The sequence below is a fragment of the Phycicoccus jejuensis genome (genome assembly GCF_044797865.1).
Taxonomy (GTDB): domain Bacteria; phylum Actinomycetota; class Actinomycetes; order Actinomycetales; family Dermatophilaceae; genus Phycicoccus; species Phycicoccus jejuensis.
On sequence record NZ_CP085209.1, the window covers coordinates 931299 to 948688 of the forward strand.

The window sequence follows — 17390 nt, forward strand, 5'->3', positions numbered from 1 at the left end:
CTGAAACCACCACGACCAACCAAGAACTGCGCGCTGCGCAGACTCCGGCGCCATCGGCGGGACGGGCTGCCGGCCCGTCCCCGGGTCGGCAGACGCGGGGACGGCGGGGGCCGTTGCTGCTGGGGGTGGCCCTGCTCCTGTTGACCGGTGCAGTCGCGTCGGGGGCGACGCTGCGAGGCGACGCAACCGCCCTGTCATGGTTCACGAGCCTGGATGATGGCGGGGCCTCGCACGTCGTGGCCCGCATCCTGGTGATGGGCGGCCAGTTCTGGCTCGCCGGGTCGGTGCTGGCCCTGCTGGCGGCGTTCCAAGGCTGGGTGCAACGCTCGCTCCGCCCCGTGCTGGTGGCGGGGGTGTCGATGGCCGGCCTGGAGGCGGTGGTGTGGGCGCTCAAGGCGCTCACCGGCCGCACCGCGCCGGCGTCCGGGGTGAACGCGGTGCTGGCGGGTGGGTCCTCCTTCCCGTCCGGGCTGGGCTCGCAGGCGGTCGTGGCCGACTCGACCCAGACCCTGCTGTGCACCTACCTCTCGGGCGTCCTGCTGCTGGGGCTGGCCCTCAACGCGACCCTCGGGTGGTGGTGGGCCGACCCGGTCGTCGGCCTCGCCATCGCGGGGGTCGCCGCCAACGAGGGTCGGGAGGCGTGGCGGGGTGAGGGGTGCTGCGCGCCGTCCGGTGGCGGTGACGACGACCCAGGGTGCTGCTCATCGGGTGGGACGAGAACGGAGGAATCACGATGACTGGGCACAACCACGGCGGGAGCGGCGGCGCCAACGGTGGGCGGCAGGACGGGCGGTACCTGGGCGCCGCCCTGGCGCTGATCCTCGTGTTCATGGCGGTGGAGGTCGTCGTCGGCGTCATCGCCTCGTCGCTGGCGCTGATCTCGGACGCGGGGCACATGCTGACCGACGCAGCTGCGATCGCCCTCGCGCTGGCGGCCCGGCGGGTGGCCGCGCGGCCGGCGCGGGGGAACCTCACCTTCGGCTGGAAGCGGGTGGAGATCCTCTCCGCCCAGCTCAACGGCCTCACGTTGTGGGGTCTGACGGCGTGGTTCGCCTACGAAGCGGTGCAGCGGTTCCTCGACCCACCGGAAGTGTCCGGCGGCCTGGTCCTGGTCACCGCGCTCGTGGGGATCGTCGTCAACCTCGGGGCGAGCTGGCTGATCGCCCGGGCGGACCGCAGCTCGCTCAACGTCGAGGGCGCCTTCCAGCACATCCTCAACGACCTCTTCGCGTTCATCGCCACCGCGCTCGCCGGGCTCGTCGTTCTCCTGACCGGCTGGGCCCGCGCCGACGCCGTCGCCGCGCTCGTCGTGGCCGCGCTGATGGCCAAGGCGGGCTGGGGACTGTTGCGCGACTCGGGGCGGATCTTCCTCGAGGCCGCACCCCGGGGCACCGACGTCGCGGCCATCGAGCGGGACATCCGCGCGGTCGACGGCGTCGTCGAGGTCCACGACCTCCACGTCTGGGAGGTCACCTCCGGGTTCCCCGCGCTGTCCGCGCACGTCCTGGTTTCCGACAAGCACGACTGCCACGAGCGCCGCAAGACCATCGCGCAGATGCTGACCGACGACCACGACATCGAGCACACCACCCTGCAGGTCGACCATCCCGCCCCGACCACAATGCCTATCGACGCGGTCCGGGCACGGGATGGCCTGCTTGGAAGAGGCGCGACTGATGACGAGGCGACGAGCCATAAGCGCGCAGGACCGTGACAGCCCGAAGTCGCCGTTGGCGACCCTCTGGGCCGGTGCCGGGCCAGGCGAGCCTGCCTGACCGGGGAAGGACCTGGGTTACGCCCCGACATCCGGAGGATGATCACTGCGTCCCTTACTGGGCTCAAAGGCGAGAAGGGCAGAACTGGCGTGACCACGATCATTCCACGTCCAGCGGACGGGCAGCACGACGGCCATGCCGCGTACCTCCCTCCTGGACGGCGAAGAAATTGGACGGGCTCGCCGTCTGGGAGACGACCGCACGGGTGAAGCCAAGCTTGTCGGCTGGCGCGAGAGAAGAGGGTCCTCCGTCTCACCCGCTCATGACGTATGGGACGATCCCCACTCATGGATTCGCAGCACGGACCGCGAGCGGCGTCCCCCGCTCGCGCCCCTAGTCGCGTGCGCTCCCAGTCGCGGCGGGCGGGTCTCAATCACCGCAGCGCATGCCGAGCGCGCGGGGCCGCGTCGCCTGGTCGAAGGTGGGTTCTCGGCGTGGTCCTGGCGCTGGGCCTATCGGGCGCGGTGGGTACGGTCCTTCTGCACGACTCCGGGTCAGTCACGAGTCCGCCGCCACCGGCCTTGACAGGGGCGAGCGTCGACCACGGCGACAGTAACGTGCTTGTATCAGCTGGGCCGGGGAGTCCGGACCTGGTCGTCTTCCTCGACCTGGAGTCCCAGCGCTGCCGGGTTGCCCTGCCCGTCATCGACCGGGTACGCGCCGACTATCGGGGCAGGGCGAAGGTCGTCCTCCGGTACGCGTTCACCAACGGTCACACCAACAGCATGGACGCGGCGCGGGCGTTGGAGGCTGCATCTCGTCAGGGGGAGCTCGAGGGCATGGTGCACCGAATCTGCGAAACAGAGGATTGGCGCGAGGGAAGGGACTCGCAGCTGTCTAGGTTCCGTGGCTTCGCCGAGGACCTCGGTCTGGACATTGCGAGATTCCAGTCCGATCTCTCCGAACCGGGGATCCGGGACAGGATGGAGGAGGACCGCCGTGACGCCATCGCACTGGGTGTCCAGGACACACCGGCGTTCTTCCTGAACGGCCGAAGGATCCAGCCGGTCAGCGAGAGTGGGTTGCGCCAGCTGCTGGATGAGGTGATCGAGAGTTGACGCTGCCGGCCGTGACCGAGAGGACGAGAACAGCGCGGGTGGTTCTGCGTCCGCTGCCGTTGGGTCTGCTGGCAGCGATTCTCACGATCGTGCCGGCCGCTCTCGCGACGGGAGCCGCGGATCCCCTTGAGCTCGCGGATGCCGGTGCGGCAGTTCGGTGGGGGCTGCCGGTGGTTGATGCCGTAGCGAACATCGTGTCTGTGACCGTGGTTGGCCTGCTCGGGTTGGCTGCCTTCGTCGTCCCTGAGCGCCGCCACACGGACCGTCGAGGAGCCGCAGTCCGCACGGCCGGTCTGTTGGCCGCCGTGTGGGTCGTGCTGGGTGCGCTCCAGGTCGTCCTGCGGTTCGCGGACATCGCCGGAAGTCCGCTCTCGACGCCGGGGCTCCTGGAGCAGGTCGTGACCTTTGCGTGGCAGCTGGAGGTCACTCGGGTGATCTCCATCGGGGCCTTGTGCGCGCTCGGCGTCGCGGTCGGCGCGCTGTTCGCTCGCGGCCGTGGGTCCGTGGCGTGGCTGTCCGTCGTCGCGCTGTTCGGAGTGGTCGTGCAGGCGCTCATCGGTCACGCGGCCGGGTCGGCGAGCCATGCCGATGCCGTCAACGGGCTCGCGATCCACCTGCTGGCGGTGACGCTGTGGGTCGGGGGCCTGGTGGGCCTCGTGATCCTGCGTCCGCGCCTCGGGTCGGACCTCGGGACCTCAGTAGCCCGGTTCTCCGTCGTCGCGACGTGGTCCTTCGTTGCCGTTGGGCTGTCCGGGTTGCTTCAGGCCTGGATCCGTATCGGTTCTCCATCCGGGCTGTTCACCGGGTACGCGGCGTTGGTCGCCGCGAAGACCCTGCTGTTCGTGGGCCTCGGTTGGCTCGGGTGGCGGCAGCGCAAGGTGCTGGCGCGGCGGCTGGTGGCCGACCCGTTGGACGGCCGAGCGTTCAGGAGGTTGGCTTTTGGCGAGGTCGTTCTCATGGGACTTGCCATGGGCTTTGCCGCGGTGTTCTCCCGCAGTGAGCCTCCTGTCCCCGATGCCCTTCCGGACCCCAGCAACGTGCTGAGCCTCACTGACTACCCGGACCCCGGGCCGCTGACCGCCGCCGACTGGATCCTTGCTTGGCGTACCGACTGGCTGTTCCTCACCGTCACCGTGCTTGCTGTCGCGGTCTACCTCGGCGGGGTGCGTCGGCTACACCGCCGCGGCGATCCATGGCCGGTGCTGCGGAGCGTCCTGTGGGTCGCGGGCTGGGTGGTCTTCCTCTGGGCGACGTGCGGGGCGCCGGGGATCTGGGGCCGGGTGCTGTTCAGCATGCACATGGTCATGCACATGGCGGTGGCGATGATCGTTCCGCTGCTGCTCGTCCCGGCGGCTCCGGTGACCCTGGCGCTACGCACCCTTGCGGCGCGAAAGGACCGCACCTGGGGGCCGCGCGAGGTGGTCCTGCAGGTTGTGCACTCACGCGCCCTCCGGGTGCTGGCGAACCCGGTCGTGGCGGCGTCTCTGTTCTTCTTCAGCTTGGCGGCCTTCTACTTCTCTCCGCTGTTCTTCACCGCCCTGACGACTCACACCGGGCACCTGCTGATGATGGCCCACTTCCTGCTCACGGGGTACCTGTTCGTGTACGTGATGATCGGCACCGACCCGGGGCCGCCGAAGTGGTCGCCGCTCATGCTGCTCGTCATCCTCTTCGCGACGGTGTCGTTCCACGCGTTCTTCGGCGTCGTCGTCACTGGCAGCCAGGAGCTTCTCGCCGGCAACTTCTGGCGGGCGCTCGAGCTACCGTGGGGGCCAGAGCTGCTCGCCGACCAGCGGCTGGCCGGCGAGATCGCGTGGGGCGTGGGGGAAGCGCCGACCTTGGTGCTTGCCGTGCTCGTCGCCGTCCATTGGTTCCGGGCCGAGACCCGACGGGCGGTGCGCTCGGACCGGCAGGCCGACCGGGACGGCGATGCCGAGCTGCGGGCCTACAACGCCCACCTCGCTCGACTGCGCAGTGAGGCGGAACGGCTGAAGGGCACCAGCCGCTGACGGCGGCACTCGCGCATGGGCTGGGTCGGGATGCTCTCAGCCGTGATGACCGTGCATGTCGCGACGGGGTCGGGTTCAACAACGACTTGCACCACGGGCAGTGCCGGCTGCCAGGTAGACCGCGCCCCGCAGTGCCTCCGCGTACACCGTGTCGTCGGTGTGCCGCCGTAGAGACTCCCACGGGTGCAGGTGGCGATAGGCGACGGAGACACCGAACGGCCGGTTGAGGGCAGAGGCCAGACGGACCATCCATTCTGGCCATCGCCGAGGGTCACGCAACCCCGATATGGCGAGGCGGCCACCGGCCGGAAGCTCGCGGACGAGCCGGGCGATCAGCGCGTCGTGCTTGGGAACCATCTCGATCGCGAAGGTCGCAAGGACGGCGCGGGTCCCGGGAGGTAGGGGGAAGGCGGTGAGGTCGGCCTGAACGAGCGTGACGTTCGATCGGTGCGTGACACGACGGCGGGCCCGGTGGAGCATTCGGGGCGAGAGGTCCACGCTTGTCACGTGGCCTCGTGGCCCGACGGCATCCGCAAGGTGTGGCAGTGCCCATCCCGTTCCCGTGCCGAGGTCGACGACCTCGTCTTCGGGCTCCAGTCGAAGCTCGGTGATCGCGCGCCGCCCGAGACGGCGCCCACCGAGCACGACGTAGGGTGCGGTGAGCGGGTCGTACCAGGGCGCCACCCTGTCGTACAGCTTGCGCACCCCTGTCGGAACCAGGAGCCCGTCGTCGGCTGTGTCCGGTAATCGCCTCGTCTGTCGCCAGGTCCACCAGCAGAGGCCGAGGACGACGACTGCTGTCGTCCTCGGGTACGAGGAGCCCCGTGCGCGCGCAGTGCGGTGGCGGAGGCTCATTCGGTCATCGCTTGGGCACGGCGACTGGAGATCGACCTACGCGTCGTGGTCGCGCAGCTGGGCGAGGTAGGCGTTGTAGGCCTGGAGCTGGGCGTCGCCGTCGCGATCGGCCTTGACGTCAGCAGCGCGGGCAGTGAGGGTGTCGGCACGCTGCCACCGCGCGAAGACGATGAGCAGCAGGACCAGCGCAGGCAGCTCGCCGTAGGACCAGGCCAGGGCTCCGGCGACGGCTTGGTCGCCCATGATGTCGACCCCCCAGTCCCGCGGGGGATGGGTGAATGCTGCCACGAGCGGGCTCGCGGTCATGATGACGATGACCCCGAAGAACGCGTGGGTCGCCATTTCGATGAACATCTCGCCGACTTGCAGCTCATGGGGATGACGGCGCGGAACGGGGTCGCGCGACAGCACCGGCACGGTGAAGAGCACACCGGCGACAAGGAACAGAACCTCGAGCGAGATGTGTCCCGCCCAGGACCCGAGCAGCGCCCCGCCGGCGGGGCTGAGGTAGAGGCCGTAGTAGGTGAAGAGGAAGACGGGGATCGTCACGAGCGGGTGCAGCGCAGCAGCCCCAGGTCCGGCCCGTAGGCCCCAGATCGCTGCACGGAGCACGCCCCCGCCCATCCCTCCGTGGGGGGTCGCCCGAAGGAGCAGGGTGCCGGGTCTCCCCAAGATCAGCAACGGCGGGACGGCCATCATCAGAGTGAGCTGCTGGAACATGAACACGGAGAACATCTCTAGTCCGTAGCCCTCCACGGCCGGGCCGGTCACCAGAAGGAGCACCAGGACGCCCGCGAGGAAGGCCGCAGTCCGCCCCCAGGACCAAGGCATCCCGGAGCGCCTCAGCCGCCACAGCCCCGCCACGTAGGCCACGAGCAGGGCGACGCCCACAATCGGCAGCACGGGCAGCGGCTGGAGGTGGGGGGCCAGGTATGCCGAGAAGGACGGGGCTTGGGTCGGGACCCACACGGGACCGTCGAAACTCACCTGCAGCGCAGTAGGAGTCACGGAACGGTCCACCTCTTCGTCGTCGATGTGCGCTGGCACCACCGACGGTACAAGACACGGCAGGCACGCCCAGGAACTGCTGACGCGCAGCGTGCGGTAGGGAGGTCGTCGGTCTCCTGGGAGGGCGTGGGGCACACGTCGGTGGGTCCGGCCGTGCACGTGCTGCGGATTTCAGGGGCATGTGCCCGGCCGGGTAGGGTCTCTCGACGTTGACGTTTGCGACCCGAAGGGTGTCTGTCTTGTGAGTCGGTCGTACCAAGGACGTCACGGAGCCGGCCGCCATCGCAGCAGCTGGTCGTTGACTGGACCTCGAGTCTTGCTGTCGACGGCTCTGCCCGTCGCGGCCGCGGGGGCGGTGGCCGTCGTCACCACGGCAGCATCTGTGGCAGAGTCAGCGCCGGCGGTGGCACACGAGCCCCTCGCCTACGAAGTTGCGGCAGGGCGTGCTGTCGAGACGAACCAGGCCGACGTCGACGTGGATCTGGCGGACCGACGGCGGTCGGCCGCCGGGGCCCGGTCCGCGGCACTGGGTCGGGCCGAAGCCCGAGCCCGCGCCGCCCGGGCCGCGAAGCGCGAAGCCGCCGAACGAGCGGAGAAGGAGCGTCGTAGCCGTCGCTGGGTGAGGGCCATCGTGGATGGTCGGCAGACGTCGGGGTTCGGACCGCGGTGGGGTAAGACACACGACGGCCTGGACATCGGTGCGGCCACCGGCACCCCCCTCTACGCGATGTCACGGGGGACGGTCGTCCGTTCCTTCGTGGACCCGAGCTTCGGCAACAAGGTCGAGATCCAGTACTGGGACGGATCCGTGTCCTGGTACGCGCACATGGACTCCCGGTCCGTGCAGACGGGGGACTCCGTCATGCCAGGCGACGTCGTCGGCCGAGTGGGCAACACCGGCTACTCCTTCGGTCCGCATCTGCACATCGAGATCCAACCGGCGCCCGGGGTGGACGAGCCCCTCGATCCCCGACCTTGGCTGTCGCAGCGAGGCGTCGCAATCGGCTGACCCTTTCCGCGCCGGCCCGCACCTGATGGCCGAGCGCGATCGGTGTCGGAGGTGCGGGAAAGCCCTGGGCAGCGGACCCCTCCTCCGAGGACTCTGTGTCGGGTCGCGGAACCGACGCGTATATGGAGCACGACTTCCTCGACGTGGTGGGCGCAGCTGCGGAACCTCGGGTGCAGCATCCGGCCCGGCCCCCTACCGCCTGGGGTGGTGTCCGCGGACCGCGACAAGGACGAGGAGAGCGAGAACCCCCGTTGCGAGCGCCTGAGGCGCTTGCCCGAGCTGGTCCGCCAGGGTCCGCTCGCTCCGCAAGGAGACGGCAGCCACGCGCTGGGCTGGGGTGAACAGCGACGTCTTCTGGGTCACAGTCCCGTCAGGGGCGATCAAGCCGGAGACCCCGACCGTGGAGACGTGGACGACGCTGCGGCCGTGCTCGATGGCCCGGATCCGGGAGATCGCGAACTGCTGCTCGGACTCGGCGGTGTACCCGAAGGTCGCGTTGTTGGTCTGGACCAGGATCACCGAGTCGGTCTCTCCGGCGGCGGCGACGCTCTCGCGCATCAGCCCGTCGTAGGCGACCTCGAAGCAGATCGTCGGCAGGGCCGCGTACGAGCCGTCGGCCGCGGGCACCTCGAAGACCCCCACCCGGGTCCCGGCGACGAAGTTACCGGCGAGGTTCGCGGCCGGGGTGAACATCGCGAAGAACTCGCGGTTCGGGATGTACTCGGCGAAGGGCACCGGGTGGATCTTCGTGTACCGCTGAGACGGGGTCTGGGCGCCGTCGTAGAGGAGCGAGACGTTCGAGCTGCGGCCCGGTGGCTCGGCCAGCACCGCCCCGACCAGCAGCGGGACGCCGACGGCTTGCTGAGCGGCGGCGATCTGGTCCGCGGCGTCGGGGTTGCGTAGGGGGTCGATGTCCGAGGCGTTCTCGGGCCAGACGACGAGACCGGGGTCCTTCGTCGCTCGTTCGGCCAGGGAGAGCGTCCCGTTGACGTGGTTGTCGAGCACGGCACGGCGTTGGGCGTTGAAGTCCAGCCCGGAGGTGGGGACGTTGCCCTGGACGAAGCCGATGGTCTCGGTGCGGCCGTCGGTGGGCAGTGCGATGGCCGCCGGCCCGAGCTGTGCGGCGGCGGCGAGCGCGAGGACGGGTGCGGCCCTGCGGCGGGAACCGCGCACGACGAGGACGGCCGCCGACAGGAGCAGCATCCCGACGAGGGCCACGCCGAACGTCACGCCCGGAGCGCCGGCCCAGCGCGCGAGGTGCGCCAGAGGGCTGTCGGCTTGGCTGAAGGCCAGCCTCGCCCACGGAAACCCACCATACGGCGTTGTCGAGCGTGCCCACTCCTGAGCGACCCACCCGAGCGGCACGAGGGTGTGGGCGGCCCACGGGTGACGGGCAGCGATGAGCCGGCGTCCGGCGTAGCCGGTCACCGCGCCCTGGACCGCGAAGTAGAGCGCCTCGAGGGCGGCCAGGGCGAACCACGGCACCATCCCCACGTAGACCCCCGACCAGGACAGCGTGGGGACGAAGAACGCCATGCCGGCCACGAGGCCGAGGAGGAAGCCGCGCGGTCCTCCGGCCCGCAGCGTCGCGCCGCCGAAGACGGCGACGGCCAGGGGCGCGAGCCACCAGAGACCCTGGTCGGGGAAGGCCAGCCAGAGGAGGAGCCCTGCACCCGTGGCGGCGAGCACCCGGAGGATCTCGTGTCCTAGGTGAGCACGACTCGGCGGGCGGGCCGTGACGCCTGCGGGACTCATGCCCGCGAGACACGCTCGCGCACCGACCGAACGTGGGCGGGACGGTGGAGTGCGGGGGCGGGGGTCTCGCGCATCGCGCAACAGGTGCCGGGGTTTCAGACCTATCGCGGAGGCGACGAGCTGAGAGACGGTCGGCACGCGAAAAATGTAACATCTGATCATACGTTCAGATATAGAGGCTCTGATGGCTGACGTGTTGATGGGACTCGATGGCTGTGCCGTCGACTGCGTCCATCCTGAGAAGGTCGCGCTGGTGGGCGCGAACGCGCCCGGCGAGGACGAGCTCGCCGTGCTCACCGGTGTCTTCAAGCTCTTGGGAGATCCGACCCGTGCTCGGCTGCTCTACGCCCTGTTGGAGGCCGGCGAACTCTGTGTGTGTGACCTGTCCGCTGCGACGGCGACGGCCGCGAGCACCGTCAGCCAGGCACTGCGGCTGCTTCGGGCGTCCGGCGTCGTCGCCGGACGACGTGAGGGACGGAACGTGTACTACCGCCTCTCCGACGGACACGTTCGCCTGGTGCTCGACGTGACCCGTGAACACGTCGTCCACGGCACCTCGATGGCGGGTACGGGGAACCCGGCGGGAGCCGTCCGATGAGTGGGGGTCACTCGCACGGAGCCGGTGGCCACGCGGGCGGCCGTCACCGCTGGCGGCTCGCTGTGGCCTTCGGCCTCACCGCCTCGTTCTTCGGAGTGGAGCTGGTGGCCGGCATCCTCTCCCAGTCGCTGGCGCTCCTGTCCGACGCCGGTCACATGGCGGCCGACATCGTGACGCTCGGCGCGGCCCTCGTGGCCACTCGGATCGCGACCCGGACCGACACGACCGGACGCCGGACGTTCGGTTCCTATCGTGCGGAGATCTTCGCGTCGGGGTTCGCGGTCCTGGTCATGATCGGCGTCTCGGTCTACATCGTCGTCGAAGCCGTCGGCCGCTGGGGTTCGTCCCCGGAGGTGGGGTCCACCGCGATGTTCGTGGTCGGCGGGATCGGCCTCCTCATCAACGTCGTCGCCTTGATCCTCCTGCGTGGCGGGGCCGGCGAGTCCCTCAACGTCAAGGGCGCCTATCTCGAAGACGCCTCGGCCGTCCTGCGGGAGGACTTCGGCATCGCGCACGCGACCCTGCAGGTCGAGACGAGCGAGGACAGGCAGTGCCAGGGAGTCGACTGGTGACTCCCTGGCGCCGACGGACGTAGGTCACCGCGGTGGGCGTCCGGGGGCTGCCCGGGCAGAGATCCGTCGGAGGGGCACGGGGCCGGCTCTGGGACCGTGCCTGGTGCCTCGTGCCGGTCAACCCGTCCGAACATCATGTCCGTCGGGCTCACGTCCTGACGGGCCCACCGTCAGGACGTGAACGGGCCACCCCGTTGTTCGTCAGTTGCGGTCGGCGAGCATCGACGTCATGAGCTCGATCTCGGTCGTCTGCGCCCGGTCGATGGCGCCGGCGAGCGTCCTGACCTCAGGGGTCTTCGCGTCGGCGAGGGCGGCCTCGGCCATCGCCACGCCGCCTCGGTGGTGGTCGATCATCAGGCGCAGGAAGATCCGTTCCGCCTCCACGCCTCGGGCTGTCCGGAGCTCGTCGAGCTGCTGGTCGGTGGCCATCCCGGGCATCATCGCCGGCATCCCATCAGCGCTGCGCTGACTCGTGTCCCCGTCGTCGGCCCAGGCCATGGGGCCCCGGGGCGCGGTCTGCGGCAGGCCCCACTGCACGAGCCAGCCGTACATCTGGCCGGCTTGTTGTTGCTGGCTCGTGGCGATGTCGTAGGCGAGGGTGCGGACCGCCGCGTCGTCGGTGCGGTCGCGGATGATGAAGGCCATCTCGACGGCTTGCCGGTGGTGGGTCTGCATGTCGCGGGAAAAGCCGGCGTCGGCGCCGGTGTCGGCCACCGAGGTCGAGGTCGTGGCGCGAACGACGAGAAATGATCCCAGCGCTCCGAGGAGCAGCGCGGTGAGGCTCGCCAGGGCGAGCTTGGTCCAGGCTGGTCGGCGGCCGCTGCCGGTGGGCTCGGACGGGCGCGGGGTCTCGGTGGTCACGGCGACTGCTCCATGCCGGCGCCGCCGGTGCCTGTGCCGTCGGTGCCGCCGCTGCACGCAGCACCGGGCTCGGGGGTCTGCGGCCCCTGGCGGTACTCCCGGACGAACTCGGTGAGGCGAGGGTCGTCGACGCCGTCGAGCTCGAGCTGGGTGCCCCAGGCGGAGGCGACGACCGGTGATGGAAGCCCCTTGTAGGGGGAGACGATGACGTACTCGGACGGCAGGCTCGAGATGAGCGCGTCGACCTGGTCGGAGGGGAGGTCGGGAGAGTAGGTGACCCACACGGCGCCGTGCTCGAGGGAGTGGACGGCGTTCTCGTTGGGGACCGGCGCGTCGTACACACCGCAGTTGAGCCAGATGGGGTTGTGGTCGCCGCCGACGGGCGGCGACTGCTCGTAGGACACGGGGGTCGTCACGTGGTTCCTGCTCGGCTCGTAGGTCTTGACGGCGTCGAGCGTGGGGCGGCTCGCCACGTCCCGGGCGACGGTGAACACGACGACGCCGATGATGGCCAGAACGGCGAGGGACGTCCCGCCGATCCACAGGAACCTTGAGCGGCGCTCCCGGGCACGTTGCTGCGTCTTCAGCTCGTCGAGACGGGCGCGAGACGGACGATCGGGGCGAGCCACGGGGAAACTCCTGATGGTTTGGACTGTTCGGTGCATTCAGCGCTTCACGCGCGGGATCGGTTCCGGAGGGGCGGTGCCCTCCGTTGCTTGTGGGTGAGCGGATCAGAGCCCGGAGTAGGAGTGCATGCCGACGATGAAGACGTTGACGACGGCGAAGTTGAAGATGACGGCGCCGTATCCGGCCAGGGCGATCCAGGTGGCGTTCTGGCGCTTCCAGCCCGTCGTGGCGCGGGCGTGGAGGTAGGCGGCGTAGGCGACCCAGATGACGAAGCTCCAGACCTCCTTGGGGTCCCAGTTCCAGTACGAGCCCCAGGCCTGCCGGGCCCAGATGGCGCCGGCGATGACGGTGAAGGTCCACATCGGGAAGGCCACGACGTGCACGGAGTAGGTGAGCCGTTCGAGGCGGCGGGCGGACGGCAGCCGCGACATGAACCCGGGCGCCTTCAGACTGCCGGACTCGACCCGGTCCTGAATGAGGTAGAGGATCCCGGTGGAGGCGCCGATGGTGAACAGCGCGACGGTCATGGTCGCGACGGTGACGTGAATGGCCAGCCACACCGAGCGCAGCGATGGCAAGAGCTGTGAGGCTTCGGTGTACCAGATGACGATGGCTGCGCCGAGGACGAGCAGCACGGGCCCGACGACGAACAGGCCGAGCCAGCGCAGGTCGCGGCGCAGCGCCCACCCGACGTAGGCCAGGAGGGTGAACATCGCGCCGACGAGGGCGAACTCGTACATGTTGCCCAAGGGCCAGCGATGGACCTCGGCCGCCCGCAAGGCCACGCCCGCGACGACGAGAACAGTGCCGAGAACCGTCAGGGACCACCCGATACCGGCAGCTCGGCGGGCGCCGAGGGGTTCGTCCTGGGGGGCGGGCCCGGCGGGCTGAGCCGCGGCCGGCTCCGGGCCTGCGCCGGCCGTCCCGGTGGTGGCGGAGGCCCCGGCGGTGACGAGCCGGTGGCCGGGGACGGTCGCCGGTTCGGTTCCTGCGTCCTGCGCCTGCTCGCGCAGTGGCGCCAGCCGCGCGAGGTACACCGTGTACGCGATCATCGCCAGGGTCAGCACGGCGGTCGCGGAGTAGACAGCCAGGTTCGACAGCTCGGCCAGGGTGGTGTCGGTCATCTCGTTCCTTCGGGTGTGGTGAGCACGGCGGCGATCTCCTCGTCCATGCCCTCGTCGTCGTCCTTGGCGAGGCCGCCGATGGACACCACGGTTCGTGTGGGGTCCTCCGCGGGACGGATCCGGACGAAGACCCGCCGGCGGCGCACGACGAGGCTGAGCACGAGGCCGGCGAGCATGAGGACGGCCGAGACCAGGGTCAGGCTCTTGCCGGGGTCGGAGCGGATGGAGAGGCCCGCAAACCGCTCGACCCCGTCGAAGGAGATCGAGCCGCGACCCTCGGGCAGGTCGTAGGTGTCGCCGGGGCGCAGGAGGATGCGGAGCTGGTCCGCGCCGTTCTTGCCCGGCAGCGGGGTCATCTGCGCGGTGTCCAGGGTGTACACCGACTGCGGGGCCCCGCCGGGGAAGAGGGTCCCCGAGAACGCGGTGAGCGCCAGCTGGGGGTCCAGGGTGTCGGGAAATACCGAGTGTGGGCCCTGCTGGTCGTCGATGACGCCGGTGGGCAGGAAGAACCCGGCGAACCCCAGCTGGTCGGGCTGGGCTCCGGGGATCTTGACGGCCCCGACGGAGGTGTAGTTGTTGTCCTGGGCCAGGAACGGGGTGGCGTCGGAGTAGATGACCGTGCCGTCACCGTCGCGCACCGTGATCACGGGGGCGTACCCGTTGCCAAGCAGGAAGACCGTGCCGGCTCCGGTCTCCAGTGGACCGTTGACCTTGATGTCGACCTCCCGGGCCGGCCCGGAGGCAGGGGTGAACCGGGTGGAGGCGGTGAAGTCCCGCGGGGCGCCGAACTGTCCCCGCCCGCTGTCCCCGGTCTCGAACGAGACGGCGAAGTCCTCCAAGGTGAGGGTGAACGGGTCGAGGTCGTTGACGTCGACCCAGGGGCCGGGGCTGAAGGTGTCGTAGCGGGACAGGGTGTTGGCGAAGGTCTTGCCCACGGGCAGGATGATGTCGCCCTTCCAGCCCAGCAGGTGGCCCCACGCGACCCCGACGAGGACCCCGATCAGGGCCAGGTGAAAGACCAGGTTGCCGGTCTCCTTCAGGTAGCCCTTCTCCGCCGACAGGGTCACCTGGTCGTAGGCGTGGACCCGATAGCGCCGGCCGCGCAGCGCCGCACGGAGCCGGTCGCGTACCTCCTGCGGCGTCCCGTCGGCTTCCACCTCGCGGTGCGCCGCGAGCCGTTCCAACCGGCGGGGGGCCCGCGGCGGGCGCGCCCGCAGCTGGTGCCAGTGCAGCCGGGAGCGCGGTGCGACGCAACCGATGAGCGAGACGAACAACAGCAGGTAGATCGCGGCGAACCACGGCGAGGCGTATACCTCGAAGAAGCCCAGGCGGTCGAGAGTGGGTCCGGCGGTGGGGTGGTCGGTGATCCACTGCGCCGTCCGCGCGGCGTCGATCGAGCGTTGTGGGAAGGTCCCCCCGGGGATCGCCGCCACGGTCAGGAGCAGCAGGAGGAACAGGGCGGTGCGCATCGACGTCAGCTGCCGCCACACGTACCGCAACCATCCCGTCGGACCGAGCCGCGGCAGCCTGACGGGCCCGCCGGCACCCCCGCTCCCGCCCTCCTCGCCGGTCTCGGGGACTTCGGGTAGTGGCTGGGTGCTCAGGGCATCCGCGCGCGTCGTGCTCACAGGGACACCTGGAAGCCCGTGACGAGCTCGGTCTGGACCCAGCGGTTGAGGGTCTCCCACACACCGGTGAGCATCAGCAGCCCGACCAACACGAGCGTGGCTCCACCGAACACCTGGATGGTCCGCTGGTGACGGCGCAGCCAGCCCGAGAGCCGGCCGGCGCGGTCCAGCCCGGCCGCGACGAGGAGGAACGGCAGCCCGAGCCCCAGTCCGTACGCGACGGCGAGGGTGGCGCCCCGCCCGACCTGCGGATCCGCCGACGTCGACGCCAGGACCAGCACCGCGGCCAGGGTCGGGCCGGTACACGGTGCCCAGCCGAGCGCGAACACGGCCCCCAGCAGTGGCGATCCGACGAGTCCGGCCCGTGGCCTCCATCGGATCCTCGCCTCACCCCCACCGCCAACCCCGAGGAAGACCAGCCCCATGAGGACGACCACTGCGCCACCGATCCGCGACAGCAGGACCCGGTGCTCCACGAGCGCTCGGCCCACCCCGGTGACGAACACCGCACCGAGGACGAACACCACCGTGAAACCGACCACGAACAGCAGCGCGCCCAGCACCATCCGACCGCGCCCGGTGGCTACCGGGCCCGTACCGGAGACCTGACCGGTCAGACCCGTCACGTAGCCCAAGAACCCCGGCACCAGCGGCAGCACGCACGGGCTGGCGAACGACACCAGACCCGCCAGCGCAGCAACCGCCAGCGCCAGCGGCAGCGCCCCGCTGGTCACCGCGTCACCGGTGACGACGGCCAGGACCGGCGTCACGACTCCGCGACCACGTCGTCGACGAGGCCGATCAACGTGCTCGCGTCGACGGTCCCGTTGACCCGGGCCGCGATCCGGCCTTTCGGGTCCAGCACCAGTGTGGTCGGCACTGTCGGCGCCTTGCCTTGCAACCGCAGGATCAGCACCCCCGCCTCGTCGGACAGGCTCGGGTAGGTGATGCCGTACTTCTTGTTGAACGCCGCCCCGCGTGCGGCCTCCTCGCGGAAGTCGATGCCCATGAACTGTACGGGCAGCGACTTCTCTTGAACGCTCTCCCAGGCTTTCTGAAGGTCGGGCGCCTCCGCCACGCACGGCGGGCACCACGACCCCCAGACGTTGAGAACCAGCACCGACCCGCGGGTCGACGTGATGTCCCAGGGCGTGCCGTCGAGCAGCTCACCCGACATCGTCACCGGCTTGGCCCGGTCCGCCGCGGGGATCGTCTCCACGGCGCCGTCACCGGACACGTAGCCCTTCTGGTCCCCGGACTTGGCCTGCGCGGCGATGGAGTTCGGGTCCTGGCTACAACCCGTCAGAGCGAGGGCGGCCAGGCCGGCAGCGCCGAGGACCACCATCCGGCGGGGGCGGGGAGGGCTGGGACTCATATCCGTTCCTCGAAGGTTGGGCAGTTGGGGGATTGATGTCGAGAGTGAGGAGGGCGCTGGTCCGGTGACCGAGCATGACCCGGGACTGGATCGCCGGCTTCGCGACGTCCGGCGACACAAGTGAGTCTATGGCCGACGGCGTTTGATGCGCCGTCATCGCCAGCGCAAGCCGGACAATCGGCCAAGGGTTCCAGAAGATGGGTACCGCCTTCACTCCGGGTGACGAAGGCGGCTTGTCACCGAGTATTTGTCCCACGCGGTCAACAGACCGGGATGGCCCCGAGGGCGCGGCCCGCAAGCCGCACTGGAGAAAGGGGAGTGCCGAGCCCCTGGTTACGTGGCACTTCGAGTCGAGCCACACGGTGTGTGGGGCGACCGAGGCGCTCGGAACTCGGCACGAGTCCGTTCCCACTCTCACGGTGCGCCCTGGACCGGGAGCTCGTCGCCACTACCCGCGAGACATGCCCGGCATCGGCATGGCGCCGTCCTCCGACCCTGACATGCGGTTTCCCGACTCCGACATCATGTCCTTCATCTGCTTGCGCATGTCGGGGTCGCGCATCATGTCCTTCATCATCGCTGTCATGTCGGCCCGACGTTCGGGGTCCGACATCATCTGGCCCAGGTGGCTGCTGCGCTCGTCCGAGCCGGTGGTCTGGTGCGCGGCCGCGTAGCCCGGCACTCCGACGAGCACCGCTCCGGCAATCAGGCCGGCGGCTACGTACGTGGTGGTTCGCTTCATCTCTCGTGTCCTTTCGATGGTGGTCTTCGAGCGAGAACTCGCCGCGTACGACGGTGACGCCATGCCGTCGGGCAACGGCTCGAAGATCTCGGGTCGTGACTGGGGCGGTTCCCGGTTCCACTGACGGCCGGTGCCGGGCCCGGTTGGCCTCTGGTGAGGCCTCGGGGTGCGGCCGGGGCAGGTCGCTCAGCTCGGGCAGTCCGGGGGTGCGTTCCCGGTCGGCAACCCGATCTGCGGTCTCGGCACGCAGCTGGTCGACCTCCGCCCGCAAGCGGACGATCTCGTCGGACTGCGGCTGGGACTGTTGGGCGGTCTGGCTGTTCCCGCCGCGCATCATCATCCACATCATGAGTCCCATGACCACGGGGCACGCGAGGATGACGAGCGAGAGCAG

At 70.1% G+C, this 17390-nt stretch carries 16 protein-coding genes and 1 pseudogene; 7 read left to right on the top strand and 10 right to left on the bottom strand.

Annotated features, from left to right (window positions below; genetic code table 11):
* Window positions 1-236 precede the first annotated feature (236 nt).
* The 4 genes from LG324_RS04325 (at window position 237) to LG324_RS04340 (ending at window position 4842) form a co-directional block, all read left to right on the top strand.
* Window positions 237-737, top strand: coding sequence for a hypothetical protein (locus tag LG324_RS04325; protein WP_404352131.1), 501 nt, complete (start codon window positions 237-239; stop codon window positions 735-737).
* Window positions 734-1714, top strand: a complete 981-nt coding sequence (locus LG324_RS04330; protein ID WP_404352133.1) for a cation diffusion facilitator family transporter — start codon at window positions 734-736, stop codon at window positions 1712-1714. The genes LG324_RS04325 and LG324_RS04330 overlap by 4 nt, the downstream gene beginning before the upstream one ends.
* A 495-nt stretch (window positions 1715-2209) precedes the next feature.
* The gene (locus tag LG324_RS04335) at window positions 2210-2833 is read left to right on the top strand and encodes a DsbA family protein (protein WP_404352135.1); all 624 of its coding nucleotides are present in this window, start codon (window positions 2210-2212) and stop codon (window positions 2831-2833) included.
* Between the two features lie 11 nt (window positions 2834-2844).
* Entirely contained in the window at window positions 2845-4842 is a 1998-nt protein-coding gene (locus LG324_RS04340) for a cytochrome c oxidase assembly protein (RefSeq protein ID WP_404352137.1), read from the top strand.
* A gap of 75 nt (window positions 4843-4917) precedes the next feature.
* Here LG324_RS04340 and LG324_RS04345 read toward each other — a convergent pair whose 3' ends face one another.
* Window positions 4918-5547, bottom strand: coding sequence for a class I SAM-dependent methyltransferase (locus tag LG324_RS04345; RefSeq protein ID WP_404352139.1), 630 nt, complete (start codon window positions 5545-5547; stop codon window positions 4918-4920).
* Between the two features lie 186 nt (window positions 5548-5733).
* The gene (locus tag LG324_RS04350; protein ID WP_404352141.1) at window positions 5734-6600 is read right to left on the bottom strand and encodes a cytochrome c oxidase assembly protein; all 867 of its coding nucleotides are present in this window, start codon (window positions 6598-6600) and stop codon (window positions 5734-5736) included.
* 508 nt (window positions 6601-7108) lie between these two features.
* On the opposite strand from LG324_RS04350, the gene LG324_RS04355 reads away from it, so the two are divergent.
* Window positions 7109-7714, top strand: coding sequence for a M23 family metallopeptidase (locus tag LG324_RS04355; RefSeq protein WP_404352142.1), 606 nt, complete (start codon window positions 7109-7111; stop codon window positions 7712-7714).
* A gap of 192 nt (window positions 7715-7906) precedes the next feature.
* On the opposite strand, the gene lnt is transcribed toward LG324_RS04355, so the two are convergent.
* Window positions 7907-9403 (bottom strand): apolipoprotein N-acyltransferase, encoded by a 1497-nt coding sequence (lnt, locus tag LG324_RS04360; protein ID WP_404352144.1) that lies wholly within the window; start codon window positions 9401-9403, stop codon window positions 7907-7909.
* Between the two features lie 250 nt (window positions 9404-9653).
* On the opposite strand from lnt, the gene LG324_RS04365 reads away from it, so the two are divergent.
* Window positions 9654-10067, top strand: coding sequence for an ArsR/SmtB family transcription factor (locus LG324_RS04365; RefSeq protein ID WP_404352146.1), 414 nt, complete (start codon window positions 9654-9656; stop codon window positions 10065-10067).
* Window positions 10064-10591: pseudogene (locus LG324_RS04370) on the top strand (cation diffusion facilitator family transporter); the annotation flags it as partial. The gene LG324_RS04365 and the pseudogene LG324_RS04370, both read left to right, overlap by 4 nt.
* A gap of 249 nt (window positions 10592-10840) precedes the next feature.
* On the opposite strand, the gene LG324_RS04375 reads toward LG324_RS04370, so the two are convergent.
* From LG324_RS04375 to LG324_RS04405, 7 genes are all read right to left on the bottom strand, one after another.
* A complete protein-coding gene (locus tag LG324_RS04375; RefSeq protein ID WP_404352148.1) occupies window positions 10841-11500 on the bottom strand; it encodes a DUF305 domain-containing protein in 660 nt (219 codons plus the stop codon).
* The gene (locus LG324_RS04380; RefSeq protein ID WP_404352151.1) at window positions 11497-12129 is read right to left on the bottom strand and encodes a DUF3105 domain-containing protein; all 633 of its coding nucleotides are present in this window, start codon (window positions 12127-12129) and stop codon (window positions 11497-11499) included. The genes LG324_RS04375 and LG324_RS04380 overlap by 4 nt, the downstream gene beginning before the upstream one ends.
* A 102-nt stretch (window positions 12130-12231) precedes the next feature.
* Complete coding sequence (gene ccsB, locus LG324_RS04385; RefSeq protein WP_404352153.1) at window positions 12232-13251, bottom strand: c-type cytochrome biogenesis protein CcsB; 1020 nt, start codon at window positions 13249-13251, stop codon at window positions 12232-12234.
* Complete coding sequence (locus tag LG324_RS04390) at window positions 13248-14720, bottom strand: cytochrome c biogenesis protein ResB (protein WP_404352154.1); 1473 nt, start codon at window positions 14718-14720, stop codon at window positions 13248-13250. The genes ccsB and LG324_RS04390 overlap by 4 nt, the downstream gene beginning before the upstream one ends.
* 155 nt (window positions 14721-14875) lie before the next feature.
* Window positions 14876-15649 (bottom strand): cytochrome c biogenesis CcdA family protein, encoded by a 774-nt coding sequence (locus tag LG324_RS04395; RefSeq protein ID WP_404352156.1) that lies wholly within the window; start codon window positions 15647-15649, stop codon window positions 14876-14878.
* A complete protein-coding gene (locus LG324_RS04400; RefSeq protein ID WP_404352158.1) occupies window positions 15646-16254 on the bottom strand; it encodes a TlpA family protein disulfide reductase in 609 nt (202 codons plus the stop codon). Before LG324_RS04400 ends, LG324_RS04395 begins: the two co-directional genes overlap by 4 nt.
* A gap of 448 nt (window positions 16255-16702) precedes the next feature.
* A complete protein-coding gene (locus LG324_RS04405; protein ID WP_404352161.1) occupies window positions 16703-16996 on the bottom strand; it encodes a hypothetical protein in 294 nt (97 codons plus the stop codon).
* Window positions 16997-17390: the final 394 nt, after the last annotated feature.